This window comes from Marinomonas phaeophyticola, assembly GCF_026966905.1.
In the GTDB taxonomy this organism is placed as follows: domain Bacteria; phylum Pseudomonadota; class Gammaproteobacteria; order Pseudomonadales; family Marinomonadaceae; genus Marinomonas; species Marinomonas phaeophyticola.
In genome coordinates this window covers 297,252-315,052 of the sequence record NZ_JAPUBN010000011.1, presented here as the reverse complement: position 1 = coordinate 315,052, position 17,801 = coordinate 297,252, and the positions used below count along the sequence as shown (strand labels likewise).

The window sequence follows — 17,801 nt, the reverse complement described above, 5'->3', positions numbered from 1 at the left end:
CGTTATTCACCTCCCACAAGAAGCGAAGGTCGCAGACTTTCCACCGCTTCTTCACGATGATTGCGAACAACCACATACAACTCAGTCTTTTCACCCGGCAACAAGATATTGCGAGGCCAGTAGGCGCTTGCCACTATATCCGGTGCATGACAGGCTATTTCTCTGGCTTCTATCGGCTCATCGGCAAAGCTTTCAACCAGTCCTACATAGACGGTGAAGTAATGTCCCGTCACAATTTGCCCCTGCTTAAAACCAAACTTTAAGCCCGGCTGAAAACATTTCGGGCTTGTGTCAGTTTGGCCAGCGAAACGGATGTCATAGCCTTGTGGTAACTCATTTAGTGCAAGGCGTCTGAGTAAATCACGTAAGCTATCGACGTATGGCTGAGCCGTTTCCCAAGTGGCGGCTTTTCGGTTCACGACGCCCTTAATAGGCCACTGCTGACCATCAATCGCTAAGGTGATTTCACGCGGTGGAATACGACGAGGTACTAAGGTGACAGATAATGCGGTAGCTTCCTGACCAGGCGGAGTGATGTAAAGTGAAACCGGTGATTCTTTGTCCGTGGCCACATATACAACATTCCCCTTGATTTGCGTCTGAGCATCACTGGTTGTTCTCACCTGAGGCGATTCAAACGGCGTCACAATCCGGTTCAGATGGCCAAGTGCTACAGGGATCAGTTCATTAATCCCCGGTGTCATCAGTAGCGTTGTTGGCACATCCGTTGAAACCGTATTGGTTTGAACCGGTGGATTTGCAGTAGCAGACTGCTTCATCACACTGGCTGGCACAATCGGCAATTCCACGTCTGCATACGACGCTTGAGATAACAGGACGCCACTCAAGCTCATTGCGATTAAGCTTGGTGTCATCCATCGACTAATTTTGGTTCGCATCATTCACCCTCCGGTTTTGCTCTTGGGTCAACTTTTCACGAACGCGCTTCGTTCTAGCTTGCCCCTCATACGTATCCATCCAGCTAAGTTTTGGACGGTATTGCTCAATATCGATGTCAAACTCATAGGTGCGAGTTTGGCGCTGTTCATCTCCAGATGGCCCAGAGACCAAGGAATAGCCGGTCACAAAGACATGCCCGGTTTCATACTCATACTCCACTTGTCTGGGTTGGAATTTGAGCGTGACCCGGTCTTCGCGGATTTGTCTTGCCTGAATCTCCAGTGCATCGACCACTTGCTGGTACACCGCTGGAGAAAGTAGCGGCTCAATGGCAACCCGGATGAAAGACACATTACCCGGCGTCACGTTGCCCATAAGCTCAGCCAGATAGAGCCCCCAGGATTCCAAGTAAGGCTGAGTAGCCTGGTTTCGTGACACTTCAGCCGTTTCAGACAAGGTTGGTGGTTGAATGGCTACCACTGTATTGCGAGAAAATGCCGCTACCGCAAGCAGCAAATTAGATAGCACCAGCACTGCAATCAGGAACCGCTGCCATCGGTTCTCTAATTGCGTGCCTTGCCATGATTTTAAAAACACGTCGAACTTCACGGCAGATAGCTCCTGATAAATGGGTTAGGGATCGTCTTGGCTTTGGTTGGCAACAGCCCAGCCCAGTAGATGGCGTGAAGAATAAAACCATCAGGGCGACCATCACGAAAACGCCGATAGAGCTTGGTTGTCACCAACCCCAACAGGCATAAAACCAAGGCATTACCGGTAAAAATGCCGATCACTAGCCCCAACAGAATGGGAGCCATCTCATCGGCACTCCAAAGCAGGAAGTGCGGCGGGTCATCGATATAGGACGGAATACTCACAGGTTCCATAGTCACTCCTCGTTGTTTGAATTGAGAAATGAAGAATGCCTTGAGATTGACAGGTTCAGTGGTCAGCTAGATGCCGAATTCTTGAAGGTTTTGAGGGTTCTACTAAGACAATACTAACAATTGATCTTTTTAATGCTGTTGATATGATGGGGATATTGGTCGTGTCGAGACCAGCTGCCCACTTTAGCAAACCCGGACGGGACGACATGCATATCAAATTTATTTTTTGCTTAGGTTTTTTCTGCGACCTCGGCAGTGGGCACCGTATTCGCTAATAGGAGAAACTCAATGCAAATTACTAAAATCATTTCCTCTGCCACGGTTGAACGTTTAAAGCAAAAAGCACGAAAGCTTAAACGTGAAACATCCATTACACACACTGAAGCACTCGATGAAATTGCAGTATCTGCTGGTTTTAATCATTGGCATCAGGTTGTACAAGCTAATGACGCACTGAAACCATCAGAAGTGGCATTATCTTCAGGATGTGTCATGGCTTTTGATGTCAAAGATGGTATGGATGTCGATACCAGTGATGGGGTTTTAATTGAAGACCACTTCTTGGAAATGCTTACTGAAAAGCAGCTATTTGAAATTTATGTCAACTCCCCTGACGAGGACGACGAACAAAACAGGCCGCTAAAAGAAACGCTATCGGATTCAGAGCTTCAGGAGTACTTTCGAGATTATTGCTCATTCATGTACTTCCGTCTTGCCGAACCTCACGCAAACAAACCGCTGAAAGAAGTATTGGCTCTTATACGACAGTACTCGTTTTGGATGCCGCAATATATTTGGCTTCAAGGTCACCTTATTGATACTTATCATTTGCCAGCTGAAGATGAGAACGGCAATACCGTAGGCGTAAGGTTTTAGCTCTACAAGATGAGGCCTAACTGGCCTCATATCTTCTTCTGCAAGTGACTTAACGCCAACCCTGCCATCAATGCTAAACCGATGATCAGCGACGGTAACATCACAGGTGGAATGGCCAACGGGGCGAACAATCCCATAAACAGTAAGATGACGCCTGAACCCAGAATTATCATGCTATAGCGGTGAATGATAGGGCTAGAAAAATCAAAGGTTGTCTTCTTAATCTTCCAGGTCATTAAGCCATCCCACAACGCCGGTAACATGAGAATAAGCGCAAAGGGTAACCAGACCATCAGCAAAGCAAATCGAGTAAACACCTGGTACAACACATCAAAAAATGCCTGAATGCGGTCTTCTACCCAGACGAACCAAAAGCCTCCCATGTTCTCCATCCCTTTAGAACGAAGTCGCTGCTCTTCAGTGGGGATCAGAAAATCACGCACAGATTGCTCCATCTGCGTATCCACAACCCATGACTGATACCAGCGATGGCTAGTTTGACCAATCCAATAGCTTGTTTGTGCGCCCAATTGGTTTTGGATCATCTGCTTCTCTTTACTAATAACCCGGCCAGTCCAATCACCGGGCACTAACACGCCAATGGCAATAATCTCCAGCATCAGTGCCAGACACAGCAGCCAAACCGACTTATGCTTGCTCATGCCAAACATCCTCTTCTACTCGCGCCAGCATGGCTGCAACGGTTGGCGTCATAATCCGGGCTTTAATCACTTGTTGAAGCCGTTTTGTCGTCGTATGGCCACTGACATAACGCACGTCGATGCGTCCTTCAGCCAAATACGCCATCCGATTTGGACGATTACGAATCCAGGCGTGGAAATACACACCATCCACGGCGGCCCACTCGAAATGGTCAGGATCACGCAGGCGAATCCCAGTTAAAGCACTGGCGGCAGTCCAGGTCAGTGCCTCAATGAAATGCCAAAGGCGTACACTGTCATCATCACAACTAACTTCTTCATAACTGCCCAAGCCATTACACAGACACAAATCAAAGATGGAATGGCCATCTAACGTGAACGCATCCGTTAAGTAGTCCGCCAAGCAATACACCGAGGCCAAAGCATGAGGCCAGTCGGTTTCAAGCAGTCTTAAGGTTTCCTTGAACTGGGGGTTATGTTGCTGCCACTGAGCGAGCATTTCTTTACTGGTAAGTGTTGTCATTTTCAGACAGACAGAATGATGCATACAGACTCCTTATGCTGCCTGTGTAGAGCTGGTTAAAATAGGAATGCGGCCTTTGATCACGCGGCCACCTGAAAGCTTGGCGATGTACTCCAGGTTGGGAAGCTGGCCTAATAACTGCGGTGGAAACATATCGCCTTCTTCCTCCATCAAGCGTTCGCCATGATTGCCGGTAAACAACGCGGGGCTGTCCGAGTTGGACGACATACCTTGAGTTTGCATGATGTACTGCAACCGAGTCTTAGGCAGATTGTCAGTAATGTACTGCTGCGTTTCGGCGTCCATCACCCGAAGGGCTATCAAGTTGTTGATGTTACCTAACACCTGGCGAGCCTTAGCTTCACTGCCTGTACGAGCTGCAAAGTCAGCAAAGGTCTGAGTAGCAATAACACAACGCATTTTTGCGCCACGGCCTTTGTTGAGCAGTTGAATGAAGGGATCGTTGACGACTTCAGCCGCCTCATCGATGAAGATATTTACGGGACGATTTTCAACACCATAGTTATAGCGGTCACCGGCCACGGCGGTGAGATCGGATAAAAGCAACGAACCAATGGCGCTGCCAACCATGGCGTCGGTCAATGAATCCAACCCGATATAGGCCACTTGGGCATTGTTGATAATACGGCCAGAATCCGTAATTAACCGGCTGTCATCCACATCGTTTGCAATCGGTGATAGCAATGGACCTAGTTCACTTGATGTGAGCATATTGAGCACCGGCATCAATGAGGCCACCATCTTTGAATAGTGGGTTCTGTCATGCTCAAACATACTCAATAGCCCCTCTAAATCAGTATTGGCGGCAACGGGCTGAATGCGTTCGTAGTAGAAAAGCAGCATCGCCATAGCTTGTTTAGCCAAGGTATTGGCCTTTTCGGTAAAGCGCTTGATCTCCACACTAAAGTTCGGATACACCTGCTCCCCCCAGGCCGTGACGGCTTTTACTACCAAGCCTTCTGGGCCACCTTCCAAGAATCGTCTCAGTGTTTTCAGATCAGGACGTTGTGACGTAAGCAACAGACCTTGCACTATGTTATTCAGTGCCATTTGACCAAAGGCTTTAAATGGATCAGCACCGGTTTCAGATGGGATTAAGGCCGCAATTCGGCTAGCAATTTCAGTGCCCCGGTTAAAGTTTCTCAGGGGATTAAGACGTACTGAATGCTCTGGAAAACCCGGATGAAAATACACAAATCGCTCAGGACTACCGGCGGCAATACAGGCTCGCTGTGCATTATCCTTAAGTTCTTTGTCTCCCTTGGGGTCAATAATAATCACGGCTTCATTGCGCAAAATGGCCTGAGTGATCATCGTATCAAAGCAACGGGTTTTTCCAGCACCGGTTGTGCCGACAATTAAGGTATGGCCTTCTGTGTGACCAACTGGCTGGTACACATCTTCTTCTTTGGGCTCAACACCATGAATCCAGGTTGAACCCATTTGTTTGCCGTGACCTTGGTTAAGCAAGGTTTGCTTATCCCGCTTTAGGATTTCATAAGCGCGTTGGGCATGACGTTGATCCCACTCAAAGCCATACCCTAACCACAATTCATCAGGATGTTTTGCCATCACCTTTTGCAAATGCGACAGCTCCATAAATGCCAATGGTTTGCCTTTTAGCCCCATCTGCAACTTATAAAGGCGATAAGCCTCAGGAAGGCGATACAACGCCATGCCCGAGGAAATCCCTGTCATCCACCAAAATGGCTCAGGTGGTAACTCTGTCAGCATTTCTGCGGCAATTGCCCCAGTTGCTCCGACCAGCCAACCTGCTGCTGCCATGGCTTCATAGTTCGTGCGCCAGGGCATCTCGTATGCGTTTTCTTTCATTCATGCTCCGCAAAATAACCGTTTGCAATCTGCTCAACTTAAAATGGATTAACGTTCAGCGTGAGCGGTAAACAGAACCGTTTCCCCCTCATCAAACTGGCATTGGTCACTGGCCGAGATCCCCCGAAGCAGCTGTCCGGCTGGAATACCATGCTCATTGGCGACTTGGCGTAAGGTTTGTATCGTGACGCGAATACCATCGGCACTATGATCCACGTCTGGGTAATCGCCATCGGTCAGTAAGATGGGCAAATCTTTCACAAAATTAACCATCTTTTGCCGCTGCTCGTGTTTGGGGTCTGTAATTGAGTTCGCATTGGCCGCAATCGGCTTTTGCTTTCGCTCCGTTCTTGTGGCGGGTTCTTTTGCTTGGGCATTGGTTGTCTCAGTTCGACTCGGACGCTGTGAAGCCTCTTCGTTCTGAATTGCTGCCGCTGATTCTGCGTCTTGTTTGGAGATGTCTATCAGTGAAGTAAGCCCTTTAGAAATCGATACTTTCAGCAGCAACCCTTGCTCCTGAACGCCATCTTTCGTAGTAACAGTTCTGGCCTTACGTGTCGGGTTTGCGGGATCTAGTTCAAGCCAATCTAATCGACTGAGTTCAGCAAGCAGTTTTCGAGGCGCACACCAAGGCCTTACTGCATCGGGATAGCGGATCAGTATCTGTTCACCAACCATGACCAACGCACTGCTGGCCTCTGGAAGCCACGCCAAAAATTCAGGGAGATTCAATGCTTCTGCATCGTGCTGGTTTACGTTATTTGAGATAGCGCCATCATATGAATTGTTAGGCTTTTTACATCCATCACCTGGAGCATTTTCATTTGCCTGAAGGTGATTAACATCACTGGCATGGCGAAGTTCATCATCTTGGTCGGACGAGTTTGTCGATGGTGACTCATCCGATTTTCTATGTTCGATTGATGATGACTCTTCAGGCAAGTCTGGATGCTCACTGGAACGACTCTGAGGTTCTGCTTGTGTTTGTTGTGTTGCTTCCCACTCAGGTTTACTAAACAGCGTAACACCACTTGGCACATTCGAGCTGAACAATAAATCGGCCTCAGATATATGCAGCATGGGTAACCAGATTGGCTTGTCGTCTTTGATCAGCACTTCAGGGGCAAGGCTTTCATATCGCTCATTTGAGGCGGATTTCGTGGCCAATCCTCGCTCAATGAGGATGTCCGCAAGGGTATCGGGATCTCTTGGAATGCCAGGTATCTTGTCTTTGGCCAAAAGCTCAATGATGTCCTTAGCCGCGCTTTTCCAAACCAGGCAAAGATGGGTTGATTGATTCGATTTTCGTACCCAGACTCTGGCGTCTCGCTGATTAACTAACCACTGGGAACTGGCAAGTAATCGCCTCATGGCATCAAGTAGATAGCGTTCGACTGGGACACCAAGGGCATTGTCGTCAACGGAAATTCGTTGAGCTTTCAGGTCTCGCTGGACACTGGTTTGGTCAGCTTCAATAACCAGTTTAGAAAGGACATGCTCGGGATCGGTATTGCCAATTGCCTCCAGCATGGCTTGCAAAATTTCAGGGCCCGGCTGGGTTAACCAGGCGAGCAACTCAGGTGTCATCACCCGGTTTAACACCAGAATTGAGAATTGCTCGTGCCGCTTGCAACGTCCGTCGCGCCAGCGAATGAAATAGCGTTCAATGCTGTTATTAGTGGTCCACTGAGATAAGGTTTCTAAAAAAGGGTTCCACTGATAGCGTCCATCTTCATCTGTGATGGACAAATCTGAAACAGGCTTACCAATATCATGGAACAAACCGCCAAGAGCCGCCGCGACACGCCACCTTGGCTCTAGCTCTTTTTTCTCAACCGGTGTACCACTGGCAACAAAGATGATCCCTTCAGCTGCTTGTGCCGCCCAGAAAGCAACTTCCAACGAATGACGTAATAAACCACCAGCACCACTATGGTGGTGATGCTCAGAAGCTGGCAGCAAGTGAACATAGGCCGCCAGATGGTCAATGCAGGGCTGAATCAACCGTTGAAAATCACGCAGGTTAAAGCCAAGTACCTGGCGCAGTTTGGCTATTAGCTCGTCTTGTGTGGACTGTAAATCCTCGGGGGACGCTGCTGGCAACCCCTTCAAGAATGGCGGGTAGCGTGGAATTTCTGTAGAAATTAAATCTACCTTTTTCTCACCATGCTTATTAAACAGTTTGAACATAAGAAAGCCCAAATAAAAACATTATTTGGGCTTTCTTTCTGAGCTGCTATTCAGATAGGTTATGAAAATTTCTAACTATCGCCACTATCACGCCAATTTAGTCAATCTTTGTACTCAAATTCACTCAAAAGGCCATCAACAGTTCTTGATAAAGTAATAGCATCATGAGGTAACAAAACGTAATGCCAAGGTTTTCCGCCAACTTTAGCTGCGTTTTTATTCGCATAACTACACCACCTTGTTGCAGCTTTTGCTTTAGCAATTACATCAACATCTTCCAACTCTTTCGCCTTTTTTGGCTCCATTAACAAGAAAAGCGTTTCTGTTTCAACAACAAAATCTGGCTCATAGTTTTGGCCACTTCGGTATTCTATGCGGAACTGTCCTGGGCTTGGTTTCATCCATCTAACTACTGTTCGATCTTGCTCTAGCACCTGAGCTAAACGAAGTTCTCCATCTACTGAATCAAATTTCTGATATGGGTAACAACAGCGGTCAAAACCAGTGAAAAGCATCTGCCTTACTTTGTTCTTTTGCCCTGGTGGTATTGGTGCACGGAAGTCTCTAGGTTCCTCATCATTAGCAAAGTTGAAAGTAGTAGGTTTTAACACATCAAAACCTTGAGTCACACTACCAACATAGTCAGTTGGCGTTGTCCACATGTGCTGTTTTATTTGCGACCAAATAAAATCGGCTAAGATACGGCCTGCCGACTTAAGAACTCCCTCTGCATCAACATCGCTCAAATAGCTTTTTAGGTGCGCAACCATTTGACCAGATAGCTTATAAAGCATTCCTGCATGCTCATCGTAATCAATCTCGTCGTGATCCATGAGGTAAAATACCAAATAGTTTTCAAGCCGAGCTTCTGAAACAGCACTTTGCTCCCAGTTAATCGAACTGATTTGACTGGTCTCCAGATTGCTTATGATGATTTCATTAGACTGTGGTTTAAGAGAAATACGTCCCAAACCTGAAAGATCAAAGTCATTAAAACCATAGTTAACATCACGAGTAGGAAGCACCACGATTTTGGGAATGTCTATGGTATATTCTGCGATTTTATGTGTAACGGTTGAAACAATTTCATCTACAGTAGCGGCATCAAATAATTCGACTTGCTCTTTTTCTTGTGCAACAGAGTGGTTATACCCTTCAGTCACCCTATTTGATCCCTCAGCATTCATAACAAATAATTCTTTCGCGACTTGATGAACACGCTGAGTAATGTGTTTTTTAACGTGCTCCGCTGTCAGTTGCTTACTGCTGTCGAGATTTTTTGCTTCTTGCTGAACAATGGCAACAGTAAGCTCAGCAATCTTCTTCTGCGTTGGGCTATATACTTTGCTTGTTGCATTATCGCTCGAATCAGAGTTATCAATTTGTTTCGAACGTCCTACTTCATAGTTCGCTCGCCCATCACCTATTGAACTGTTGTCAATGTAAACAGGCTTATTGCCTAAAGCGTAATCCACCATTGAAGGTACGAAAATCTGCTTAGGTTTTTTTTCTGGAATATCATCTTCATCACTGGAACCTATATAAAGAGTCTTTTTGATGATGGACTCTTTATTGTTTGCCTGATCGATAATCTCTTGGAATCGGTCGTGCGCAATAATCGTCAACCGATCAACAGCCTCTACATTTGTTCTCTTTCCATAAGGTAAACGAAGCCCTCGACCGATGGTTTGCTCGGTCAAAATTTCAGATGCAGAAGCACGAAGAGGCACAATAGTATAGAGATTGGTAACATCCCATCCTTCTTTTAGCTTGTTAACATGAATCACAATTTCCGTATCTTTATCATGCTCAACTGCAAGTAATCTCTGAGTCGTCTCCTCTGACTCCTCACCAGTTTGATTGGAGTGAACGGTTATAACTTTCCCTTTATAAGCACCTTCAAAGAAAGAATCATCTTCAATTTTTTTCTTCAAGACTTCTGCATGTAACGTATCCTGTGCCACTACAAGCATGAATGGTTTAACTAGCTTAACTCCTGCATTGTTTGCATAACTAGCCAACTCTGTTTTCACATACTCGTGATGGTGAATGCCATCTTCTAATTTAATTTCCTCCAAGCGTTCTAGAGAGTAATCACTAGGTTTGAATTCCTTGCGTGTTGCAACAGCTGGTGTTTTGACATACCCATCATTCAAAGCACTTGCTAATGGATAATGATAAATAATATTTGAAAATTCTTTCGGTTTTGAGCCAACAGTTTTGGGCGTTGCAGTAAGCTCAATACCTAATACAGGCTTCAGATCATTTAATGCTTTTGCACCAGCAGAAGCATAGTACCTGTGTGCCTCATCCATAATAACGACAAGATCAGGCAAATCAGCAAGGTAGTTGAAATACGAATCACCAATATACTCTTGCAATCGACGCATTTTTGGATCATTAGATTTGTTAGCGCCCACTTTATTGTCTTTCGCGTTTATTTTCGAAACGTTGAAAATATTGATATGTGGCGCCTCTTCGCCTGCAAATAAATCACCTGTCATTGTCGCAGCAACAGCATAGTCTAATCGCACACCGCGACCATCCTCATAATCATCACCAGTGATGATTACAGGTGGTGTTTGAACTAACTCCGGAATCCCTTGAAAAACATACTTTGGATTCCCCATAAGGAAATCTTTTTTCAGCTTCTCATAAATCGTTAAGTTAGGTGCAAGAACAAAAAAGTGTCTGCTGCGACCGGTCAAATACAACCAAGCAATCATCGCCCCCATCAAGCGTGTTTTACCCACACCTGTTGCCAGTGCAAAACACAGTGAAGGAAAATCACGTTCAAATTTTTTCAATGAAAGATATTGTGGCCTTAATACCTCAATCCAACGATTCAAATCTGGATCTTTGCTCAATTCCATTTGTTCAAGAACATCACACAAAATTTGCAATGATTTTTCTTGTGGATTACGAAGAGAGAGTCGAGCACTAATTTGATTGGCTACTTTTACATCGTCACTCATTTATTACGCTTCCTCTTCATCGTCGTAAAGTTCAACATCATCTTCAGCTAACACATTCAAAGTAAAGCTGTAATCGTCGTTGTCCCACTCGCATTTATTCAAGATTGATTGAGGGATTTTCTTAATCGTTAAGTTCGGGAAGTCTGCGCCTTCGCTCATAAAGGCTTTACAGCAAATCAGGAGTGTGCGCTCTTCACCAACATCTTCGCTAATACGCTTGAGCTGGTCATACGCTAACGAGCCTGTGGTTACATAGATAAAATCAGTCTCGGTACTGTAACCGTGATTCCAGAATTGAGTTTCACTAGGAGCGTAAGTAAAGCCCATGTGCTTACACATGGCTGCTGATAGCATCCCAGCGTTGTACTCTTTATTGATTACCCAGTTACCCCATTCGTCTTTTTGCAGTAGAGACGGAGCTAAACGCAGGTAGCGGAAACCACCACCGCCTTGCCAGTTGACTAACTTGGAGATACCGCCTTGATCTTCTCCGTCAATAACCTTTTTAAGACGCGGTACAATATGCGTTTCACAATGGTCACCCAACTCAACCATGATCCAACGACGCCCCATTTTGTGTGCTACTGCGCCGGTAGTACCGGAACCAGCAAATGAATCGAGAACAATATCTCCTGGATTAGTACTTAAACGTATAACTCTCTCTAATAATCGTTCAGGTTTCGGAGTTGAAAAAAGCTTATCTAAATCTGGTAAAAGAGTATTATTTTCAGCCTTTGCTTCTTGATTGTGGCCAACGTCTTCAGAAAGCCATAATGTGGATGGAACTACACCTTCTTTATTATCTTTAATAAACCTTTTTAAGCGCGGTTGATTATTTCCATCTTTCCCCCACCAGATAAGATTTTGACGTTCAAAGTCTTTTATTGTCTCAGGAGAATATGCCCAACAACGGCCCTTGGGGGGATAAACCTCTTGCCCATTAGGTCCAACTATAGGATACAAGCCTGTACTTTTCCCAGTCAGTGCATATTGTTTTCCCCTCTGTCCAGAAGTTAAACTAACATGTAATGGACTTGATGCCCATGGACCTCTAGGATCATCATCTTGGTTTTTGTAATCTTGCGTGTTGCGTTCAGATCTTGGAATTCTTCCCATTGAGAAAAAATCAATATTTTTGGCGTAAGCCAAAACCATATCAGTATTTGACGAAAACAATATCGCATTATTATGAATACTTGTAGTTTTCTGCCAAGTGACTTGACCTATAAAGTTAGAACGACCAAAAATCTCATCACAAAGTACTTTTAAATAATGCCCCTCAGCATCATCAATTGTAATCCAAATACTCCCTTCTATAGATAACAAAGACTGTAAAATTAACAACCTATCACGAATAAGAGATAACCACATCGAATGCTCTAAACCATCATCATAATGAGAAAAAGCACTCCCCGTATTATAAGGGGGATCAATAAAAATGCATTTAATTTTCCCAACATAATCTTGTTCTAAAGCTTTTAAGGCCAAAAGATTGTCACCATGAATAAGAAGGTTATCATTAAAAAGCCCTTCTTTTTTCTCACCTTGAAAAGACAATTCACTATCTTCAAGAAAAATCCGTGGCTCCAAACGAGGTCGTTTTTCTTTACCAATCCAAGTAAGTTCTAGTTTTTGTTTATTGGTCATCTTCGTCATCCAATTCGTATTCTTCAGGCTCAGCGAGTACGTTCAAAGTAAAGCTGTAATCGTCGTTGTCCCACTCGCATTTATTCAAGATTAATTGAGGGATTTTCTTAATCGTTAAGTTCGGGAACTCCGCTCCTTCACTCATAAAGGCTTTGCAGCAAATCAGGAGCGTTCGATCTTCACCAACGTCTTCGCTGATACGCTTGAGCTGGTCATACGCTAACGAGCCTGTGGTTACATAGATAAAATCAGTCTCGGTGCTGTAACCGTGATTCCAGAATTGAGTTTCACTAGGAGCGTAAGTAAAGCCCATGTGTTTACACATGGCAGCTGATAGCATCTCTGCATTGTATTCTTTATTGATAACCCAGTTACCCCATTCATCTTTTTGCAGAAGAGATGGTGCTAAACGCAAGTAACGGAAACCGCCGCCGCCTTGCCAGTTGACAGCCTTGGAGATACCGCCTTGATCTTCACCGTCAATCACCTTTTTAATACGAGGTACAATATGAGTTTCACAATGGTCACCCAATTCAACCATGATCCAACGACGCCCCATCTTTTGTGCAACTGCGCCTGTAGTTCCTGATCCTGCAAAAGAATCTAGTACCAAATCGCCAGGGTTGGTAGCGATGGTCAATATACGCTGAATTAAACGCTCTGGTTTTGGTGTGTCGAACACATCTTGACGTCCAAACAACTGAATGATTTCTTTTTTTGCTTCGTCTGTATGTCCTACGTCTTCATGAGGCCACCAATTATGAGGCGTCATACCATCACGCACCTCTGATAAAAACAGCTTCACAGCTGGTGTAGTATTCGTACCATTAACACCCCACCAGATACGTTTTTCTTCTACGTGTTTTCGGTGAGTTTCTCGATCATACTTCCAAGCTTTCTTTGTATTCTTAATCACTTCCCCTGTATTCGGGTTTATAATGTCGTAACACAGATTAGGACGTTTTTCTGGGGTTGCTTGGTTTAGGTAATCTACTGATTTCCATGGCCCTCTCGGGTCATTGTCTGGATTTTTATATCTAGCAACAGAATCCTCCGTACGAGGAAGCAAGTTGTTAACAAATTTATCAGATTTTCGATAAACAAGAATTCTGTCACAGATTGAGGCTATACCTTTAAAATTATTACTTACACTATATTTTCTCTGCCAAGTAATATCAGTAACAAAGTTTCCTCTTCCAAATATCTCATCACACATAACTTTTAAATAGTGAGATTCATTGTCATCAATGGTGATCCACAACGAGCCATCGTCAGATAAGAGCTGATAGAGCAACACTAATCTATCTCTCATCAATGTAAGCCACATTGAGTGCTCTAATCCATCATCATAATGTGAGAAAGCACTCCCTGTATTATAGGGAGGGTCAATTACTATACATTTAACTTTACCTGTAAAATCTTGCTCTAGTGCTTTGAGAGCCAATAAGTTATCAGATTTAATCAGTAAATTGCTAAAATCCTGTCCACCGTCCTGGCCAATGTCTTCTGAAACATTGAAATATGAGTATTCTTTACTTTCCAAGAAAATTCGAGGCTCGAGTCTTGGCAACTTATCCTTACCAATCCAGATCAGCTCCAACTTGTTATTTTTAATGTTATTCATCTCACAAACCTTAATAGTGGACAGTTTAATAACCATCCATTGAAAATTATTTATCCAGCATCTCACGAGCAATAGCATTCAAAAAACATTGGGTTTGAAGTCCATCTTTTATAAAGGCAACCCTAAAACTCGTCTTACCCTGCTTCAAAGTCTCACCCTTTTCATCCCAAGCTTTACTGCTAGACATTATTTCAGTAGTCGCTCCACCTAAAATATATAGATCAACCTCTCCATCTTCAAAAAGCCTTATGCCATCTGAACGATCGTAAGTTTTCTTTGGTGGCATATTATTTTGATGATCTTTTTGGTAGTCTCGGTAATTCTTCAAATGAAACATTGGACGTATATAGAACTCCTTTTCAGACTCTGTTTTTCCTTTCGACTGAGACTGGTATGGCCCCAATATATGCCAATCATTAATAACCCCAGCTAGGCTCTTTTGCACACATAAGGAAGAGCGAACTTCCACTATAGACTCTGCACCATCAGTTTTTATTTTAATATCGTATAAATCATGCTCTTGGAAGTCGTCTGTTCGAACTTGGTCATAACTTTCTACTGTTATTGGCAAATCATGCTTTTCAAAGAACTTCCTCAACAAATAGCTACATGAAATATCAGCTAAAGCACCTAGAAAGTTTTGACTGAATCTTTCTTGTTGGCTTCTGGGTGACCCACTTGGATCTCCATGAGCCACTTTAGGGGCTTTTCTGAATGCTCGATGCTTTGCTAGCTCAATTAATTCCGGTTCATCTAAAACTTCCACTTTGTAGAAGCTCCAACCGTTTATTTCGGGCATAAGAGTGAATTTCATGATCAATTAACGCTCCATGTTGCTTCAAAAATGAGCTCTAGACGAGTATCCAGTTTCAACCTAGCCTCAATTTCTTCTAGCAAGCGGTCTTCCTCTTGCTCAATTAGCTTTTTCTCTTCATGGTAATTGAGCATCACTTGATCCCTTTCTCGTTCAAGAGATTTCAACGCTCGCTTTGCCGCCATTTTTTCTTGCAGTGTACCAAGCTGCCGAGATGCTTTTCTTGCCTGTTTTATTTCCAGGTCTAACTGCTTAATACGGATATCTAGGGCAATTCTCTTATCTTCCGCCCAACGCTCTAACTTCTCAACTTCTTCTGCATAATACCGCTCATTGTCTTGCTCAACTTCACTGATGAACACTTGAAGCTGGTGACTGATATCACCATCCAGTCCAACATGAGAATCAAGTGGTTGAGGTTTACCTTGAACCGAAATTGGCAATTGCAGTATTCGTTCTACAGTTTCAGGATGAACAATCTGACCAATATCGGTAATCGCTGTAAGAATTAGTCGCTCACGTTTTTCTTCACTAGAGCCAATGCTCACTTTTGTTATGCGCAACATGCCCTTTTGAGAAACTAAATTCTTTACATCGGCCCAATGAGTGTCTTCAGGCTCATATACGAATGCCAAATGGGTGTTTTCAAGTCTATCAACCTTGTAACGTTCTAATAACTCCAGTCCCAAGCCATCAGACACGCGAAACAAACTGTGGTCATGCTTTACTGCATAAGCCCAATCGAGAGAGTAGAAAGTTTCTCCCACGTTAAAACCATTTTCTGTCTCGGTAAAAGAGCCATCTGATGTAAACGTCATTCTCGCCAGTAGAAGTAATTTCTTCTGATACTGAGATAACTGGGCCGTCACTCTATTGCGGCGAGTATTCAATCGCTCAACAACATCTGCGTCAAAGTTTTCCAACAGAGAGCGACGCGTCTCATTAACCTTTACTTCAAGCTGTTCTTTCAACTGCTCTTGTAACTGGTTAAATTCGTGCTCAATTTGGTCATCACTTCTACAATTCTGATAGATATCATAAATTCTTCGTTCAATATCCACACCAGACTCGATTGAGCCTAGAATTTCATCCGACGCACCAAAAACCCCTTCAAACAACTGGAACTTTTGACTCAGCAACTCAAAGACACGCTCGTCAGCCCGATTCCCCTTATTGATAAAGTTAACCACTACAACATCATGCTTTTGCCCATATCGGTGAATACGCCCGATACGCTGTTCGACACGTTGTGGGTTCCATGGCAAATCGTAGTTCACGAGTAGCGAACAAAACTGTAAGTTAATACCTTCTGCACCAGCCTCTGTACAGATCATCAAAGTGGCTTCATCTTTGAATTTATCGACCAAAGCCGCCTTCATATCAGCAGTTTTGGATCCTGATATCCTTGTTGAACCGTGATGTTTTTCTAGCCACTCTTTGTAAATAGCTTTCGAGGCAGCGTCATTGTTGCTTCCGTTGAGCAAGACAATCTGCCCACTGTATCCATTGCTTGCGAGCAACTCTGCCAACCAGGTTTGAGTTCTGACGGATTCAGTGAAGACAACAGCTTTCCTGCTTCCGCCTAGCTCACTCGTCTTATCAAATGCTCTTGTCAAAACACGAAGTAAAGCCTCAGCTTTGGCGTTACCACTGATTTTTAGTGCAAGCTCTTTAAATGAACGTAGCAACTCAATTTCAGCACTTAATGCTACTGGATCGATATCTTCATCTTCTACTGCATCTTCATCTTCATCTTCATCTTCATCTTGATAGTCATTCAAGCAATCAAGATCCTGCAAAGCCTCGATGATTGGTAGCTTTTGCTCTAATCGATTGATCATAGTTTCAAGCGTACCTAGTACAGCATAGGAAGATGAAGCAAGTATTTTGCGGATAACAAGTGTAACTAAATGCCTTGCACCTGATTTGATAGAAAGAAGATCCTCCCTCTGCAAGTACTCAGATACTTCTGTGTAAAGTTGTTCTTCTTCTGCTGAGGGACGAAAGTCTTCAGTCATTGAATATCGGTGAGTAAAGCTAATACCACCCTCTTCTTGAACTTGTCGACGTAGCGTACGATTGCAAACTTTGCTCAATCTTGCATGTAATAAGGCTAGTTCGATTTCATCCAAATTTTGTCGGCCATAACGGGCTTTAAATGAGTTCAAATCACCAAAAAAGTGAGGATCTAAAATAGAAACTAACCCATAAAGCTCTAATATGCTGTTTTGCAAAGGGGTTGCAGAGAGCATTACTTTTTTTCGTCCCTGCAATGCAAGCTCTAATTTTTTCGCGGTTTTTGCACCATCAGTTTTGTAGATATTTCGAAGTTTATGCGCTTCATCTAGGACGACAAGATCCCAAGAAACCCGGGCTAGTTCAACTTCTTTCCTAGCTGCAAATTCATAGGAGCAGATACATATAGCAGGCTTACCTGTACTAACTTCCACTTCAAAAGGGTTAGCGATACCACTTTTTAACGCGGCGTTAAAAGTTGTTGCTTCAAGAATTGCAGACGGTAAGGAAAATTTTTCTTCTAATTCTTGGCTCCACTGCTTTCTTAAAGTAGCAGGCACAATCAGTAAGAGCTTTCGTTTACGCTCTGCCCATTTCTGAGCTAGAACCAGACTAGCTTCGATCGTTTTCCCTAATCCAACCTCGTCGGCTAAGATAACGCCACTAGACAGAGGTGATGATAAGGCAAACAGTGCAGCCTCAACCTGATGTGGGTTCATATCAACTTTTGAATTAGCAATAGTTTGAGTCATTGACTCTTCTGCTTTTCCAGAGAGCGTTAGAGAGTGAGCTAACCAAGCTTTTTGATGCGATGAATAATTCAATTTAGTACT

General features: G+C 43.9%; 13 protein-coding genes. 1 reads left to right on the top strand and 12 read right to left on the bottom strand.

Annotated elements, in window-relative coordinates:
* Positions 1 to 2: 2 nt before the first annotated feature.
* From O1D97_RS05320 to traL, 3 genes are read right to left on the bottom strand one after another with little or no spacing between them, the layout of a single operon-like run.
* Positions 3 to 902 (bottom strand): TraK domain-containing protein, encoded by a 900-nt coding sequence (locus tag O1D97_RS05320; RefSeq protein WP_346433181.1) that lies wholly within the window; start codon positions 900 to 902, stop codon positions 3 to 5.
* Complete coding sequence (locus tag O1D97_RS05315) at positions 883 to 1,509, bottom strand: TraE/TraK family type IV conjugative transfer system protein (protein WP_000667170.1); 627 nt, start codon at positions 1,507 to 1,509, stop codon at positions 883 to 885. Before O1D97_RS05315 ends, O1D97_RS05320 begins: the two co-directional genes overlap by 20 nt.
* Complete coding sequence (traL, locus tag O1D97_RS05310; protein WP_000433891.1) at positions 1,506 to 1,787, bottom strand: type IV conjugative transfer system protein TraL; 282 nt, start codon at positions 1,785 to 1,787, stop codon at positions 1,506 to 1,508. The genes O1D97_RS05315 and traL overlap by 4 nt, the downstream gene beginning before the upstream one ends.
* A gap of 288 nt (positions 1,788 to 2,075) precedes the next feature.
* On the opposite strand from traL, the gene O1D97_RS05305 reads away from it, so the two are divergent.
* Positions 2,076 to 2,663, top strand: coding sequence for a P-loop NTPase family protein (locus O1D97_RS05305; RefSeq protein WP_269123520.1), 588 nt, complete (start codon positions 2,076 to 2,078; stop codon positions 2,661 to 2,663).
* A 26-nt stretch (positions 2,664 to 2,689) separates the two neighbouring features.
* Here O1D97_RS05305 and O1D97_RS05300 read toward each other — a convergent pair whose 3' ends face one another.
* The 9 genes from O1D97_RS05300 to O1D97_RS05260 form a co-directional block, all read right to left on the bottom strand.
* Complete coding sequence (locus O1D97_RS05300; protein WP_213916555.1) at positions 2,690 to 3,325, bottom strand: IncC plasmid conjugative DNA transfer DtrJ family protein; 636 nt, start codon at positions 3,323 to 3,325, stop codon at positions 2,690 to 2,692.
* Positions 3,312 to 3,872: a conjugative transfer protein gene (locus tag O1D97_RS05295; protein ID WP_269123516.1), complete on the bottom strand. Its 561-nt coding sequence runs from the start codon at positions 3,870 to 3,872 to the stop codon at positions 3,312 to 3,314. The genes O1D97_RS05300 and O1D97_RS05295 overlap by 14 nt, the downstream gene beginning before the upstream one ends.
* 9 nt (positions 3,873 to 3,881) lie before the next feature.
* The gene (gene traD / locus O1D97_RS05290) at positions 3,882 to 5,702 is read right to left on the bottom strand and encodes a conjugative transfer system coupling protein TraD (RefSeq protein ID WP_032482152.1); all 1,821 of its coding nucleotides are present in this window, start codon (positions 5,700 to 5,702) and stop codon (positions 3,882 to 3,884) included.
* A 48-nt stretch (positions 5,703 to 5,750) separates the two neighbouring features.
* Positions 5,751 to 7,892, bottom strand: a complete 2,142-nt coding sequence (gene mobH / locus O1D97_RS05285; RefSeq protein ID WP_269123514.1) for a MobH family relaxase — start codon at positions 7,890 to 7,892, stop codon at positions 5,751 to 5,753.
* 101 nt (positions 7,893 to 7,993) lie between these two features.
* Complete coding sequence (locus O1D97_RS05280; protein ID WP_269123513.1) at positions 7,994 to 10,867, bottom strand: DEAD/DEAH box helicase; 2,874 nt, start codon at positions 10,865 to 10,867, stop codon at positions 7,994 to 7,996.
* A 3-nt stretch (positions 10,868 to 10,870) separates the two neighbouring features.
* Entirely contained in the window at positions 10,871 to 12,514 is a 1,644-nt protein-coding gene (locus tag O1D97_RS05275) for a site-specific DNA-methyltransferase (protein ID WP_269123511.1), read from the bottom strand.
* Positions 12,504 to 14,138, bottom strand: coding sequence for a site-specific DNA-methyltransferase (locus tag O1D97_RS05270; RefSeq protein WP_269123509.1), 1,635 nt, complete (start codon positions 14,136 to 14,138; stop codon positions 12,504 to 12,506). Before O1D97_RS05270 ends, O1D97_RS05275 begins: the two co-directional genes overlap by 11 nt.
* Positions 14,139 to 14,184: 46 nt before the next feature.
* A complete protein-coding gene (locus O1D97_RS05265; RefSeq protein ID WP_269123507.1) occupies positions 14,185 to 14,952 on the bottom strand; it encodes a hypothetical protein in 768 nt (255 codons plus the stop codon).
* 2 nt (positions 14,953 to 14,954) lie between these two features.
* A complete protein-coding gene (locus tag O1D97_RS05260) occupies positions 14,955 to 17,792 on the bottom strand; it encodes an SNF2-related protein (protein ID WP_269123505.1) in 2,838 nt (945 codons plus the stop codon).
* Positions 17,793 to 17,801 lie beyond the last annotated feature (9 nt).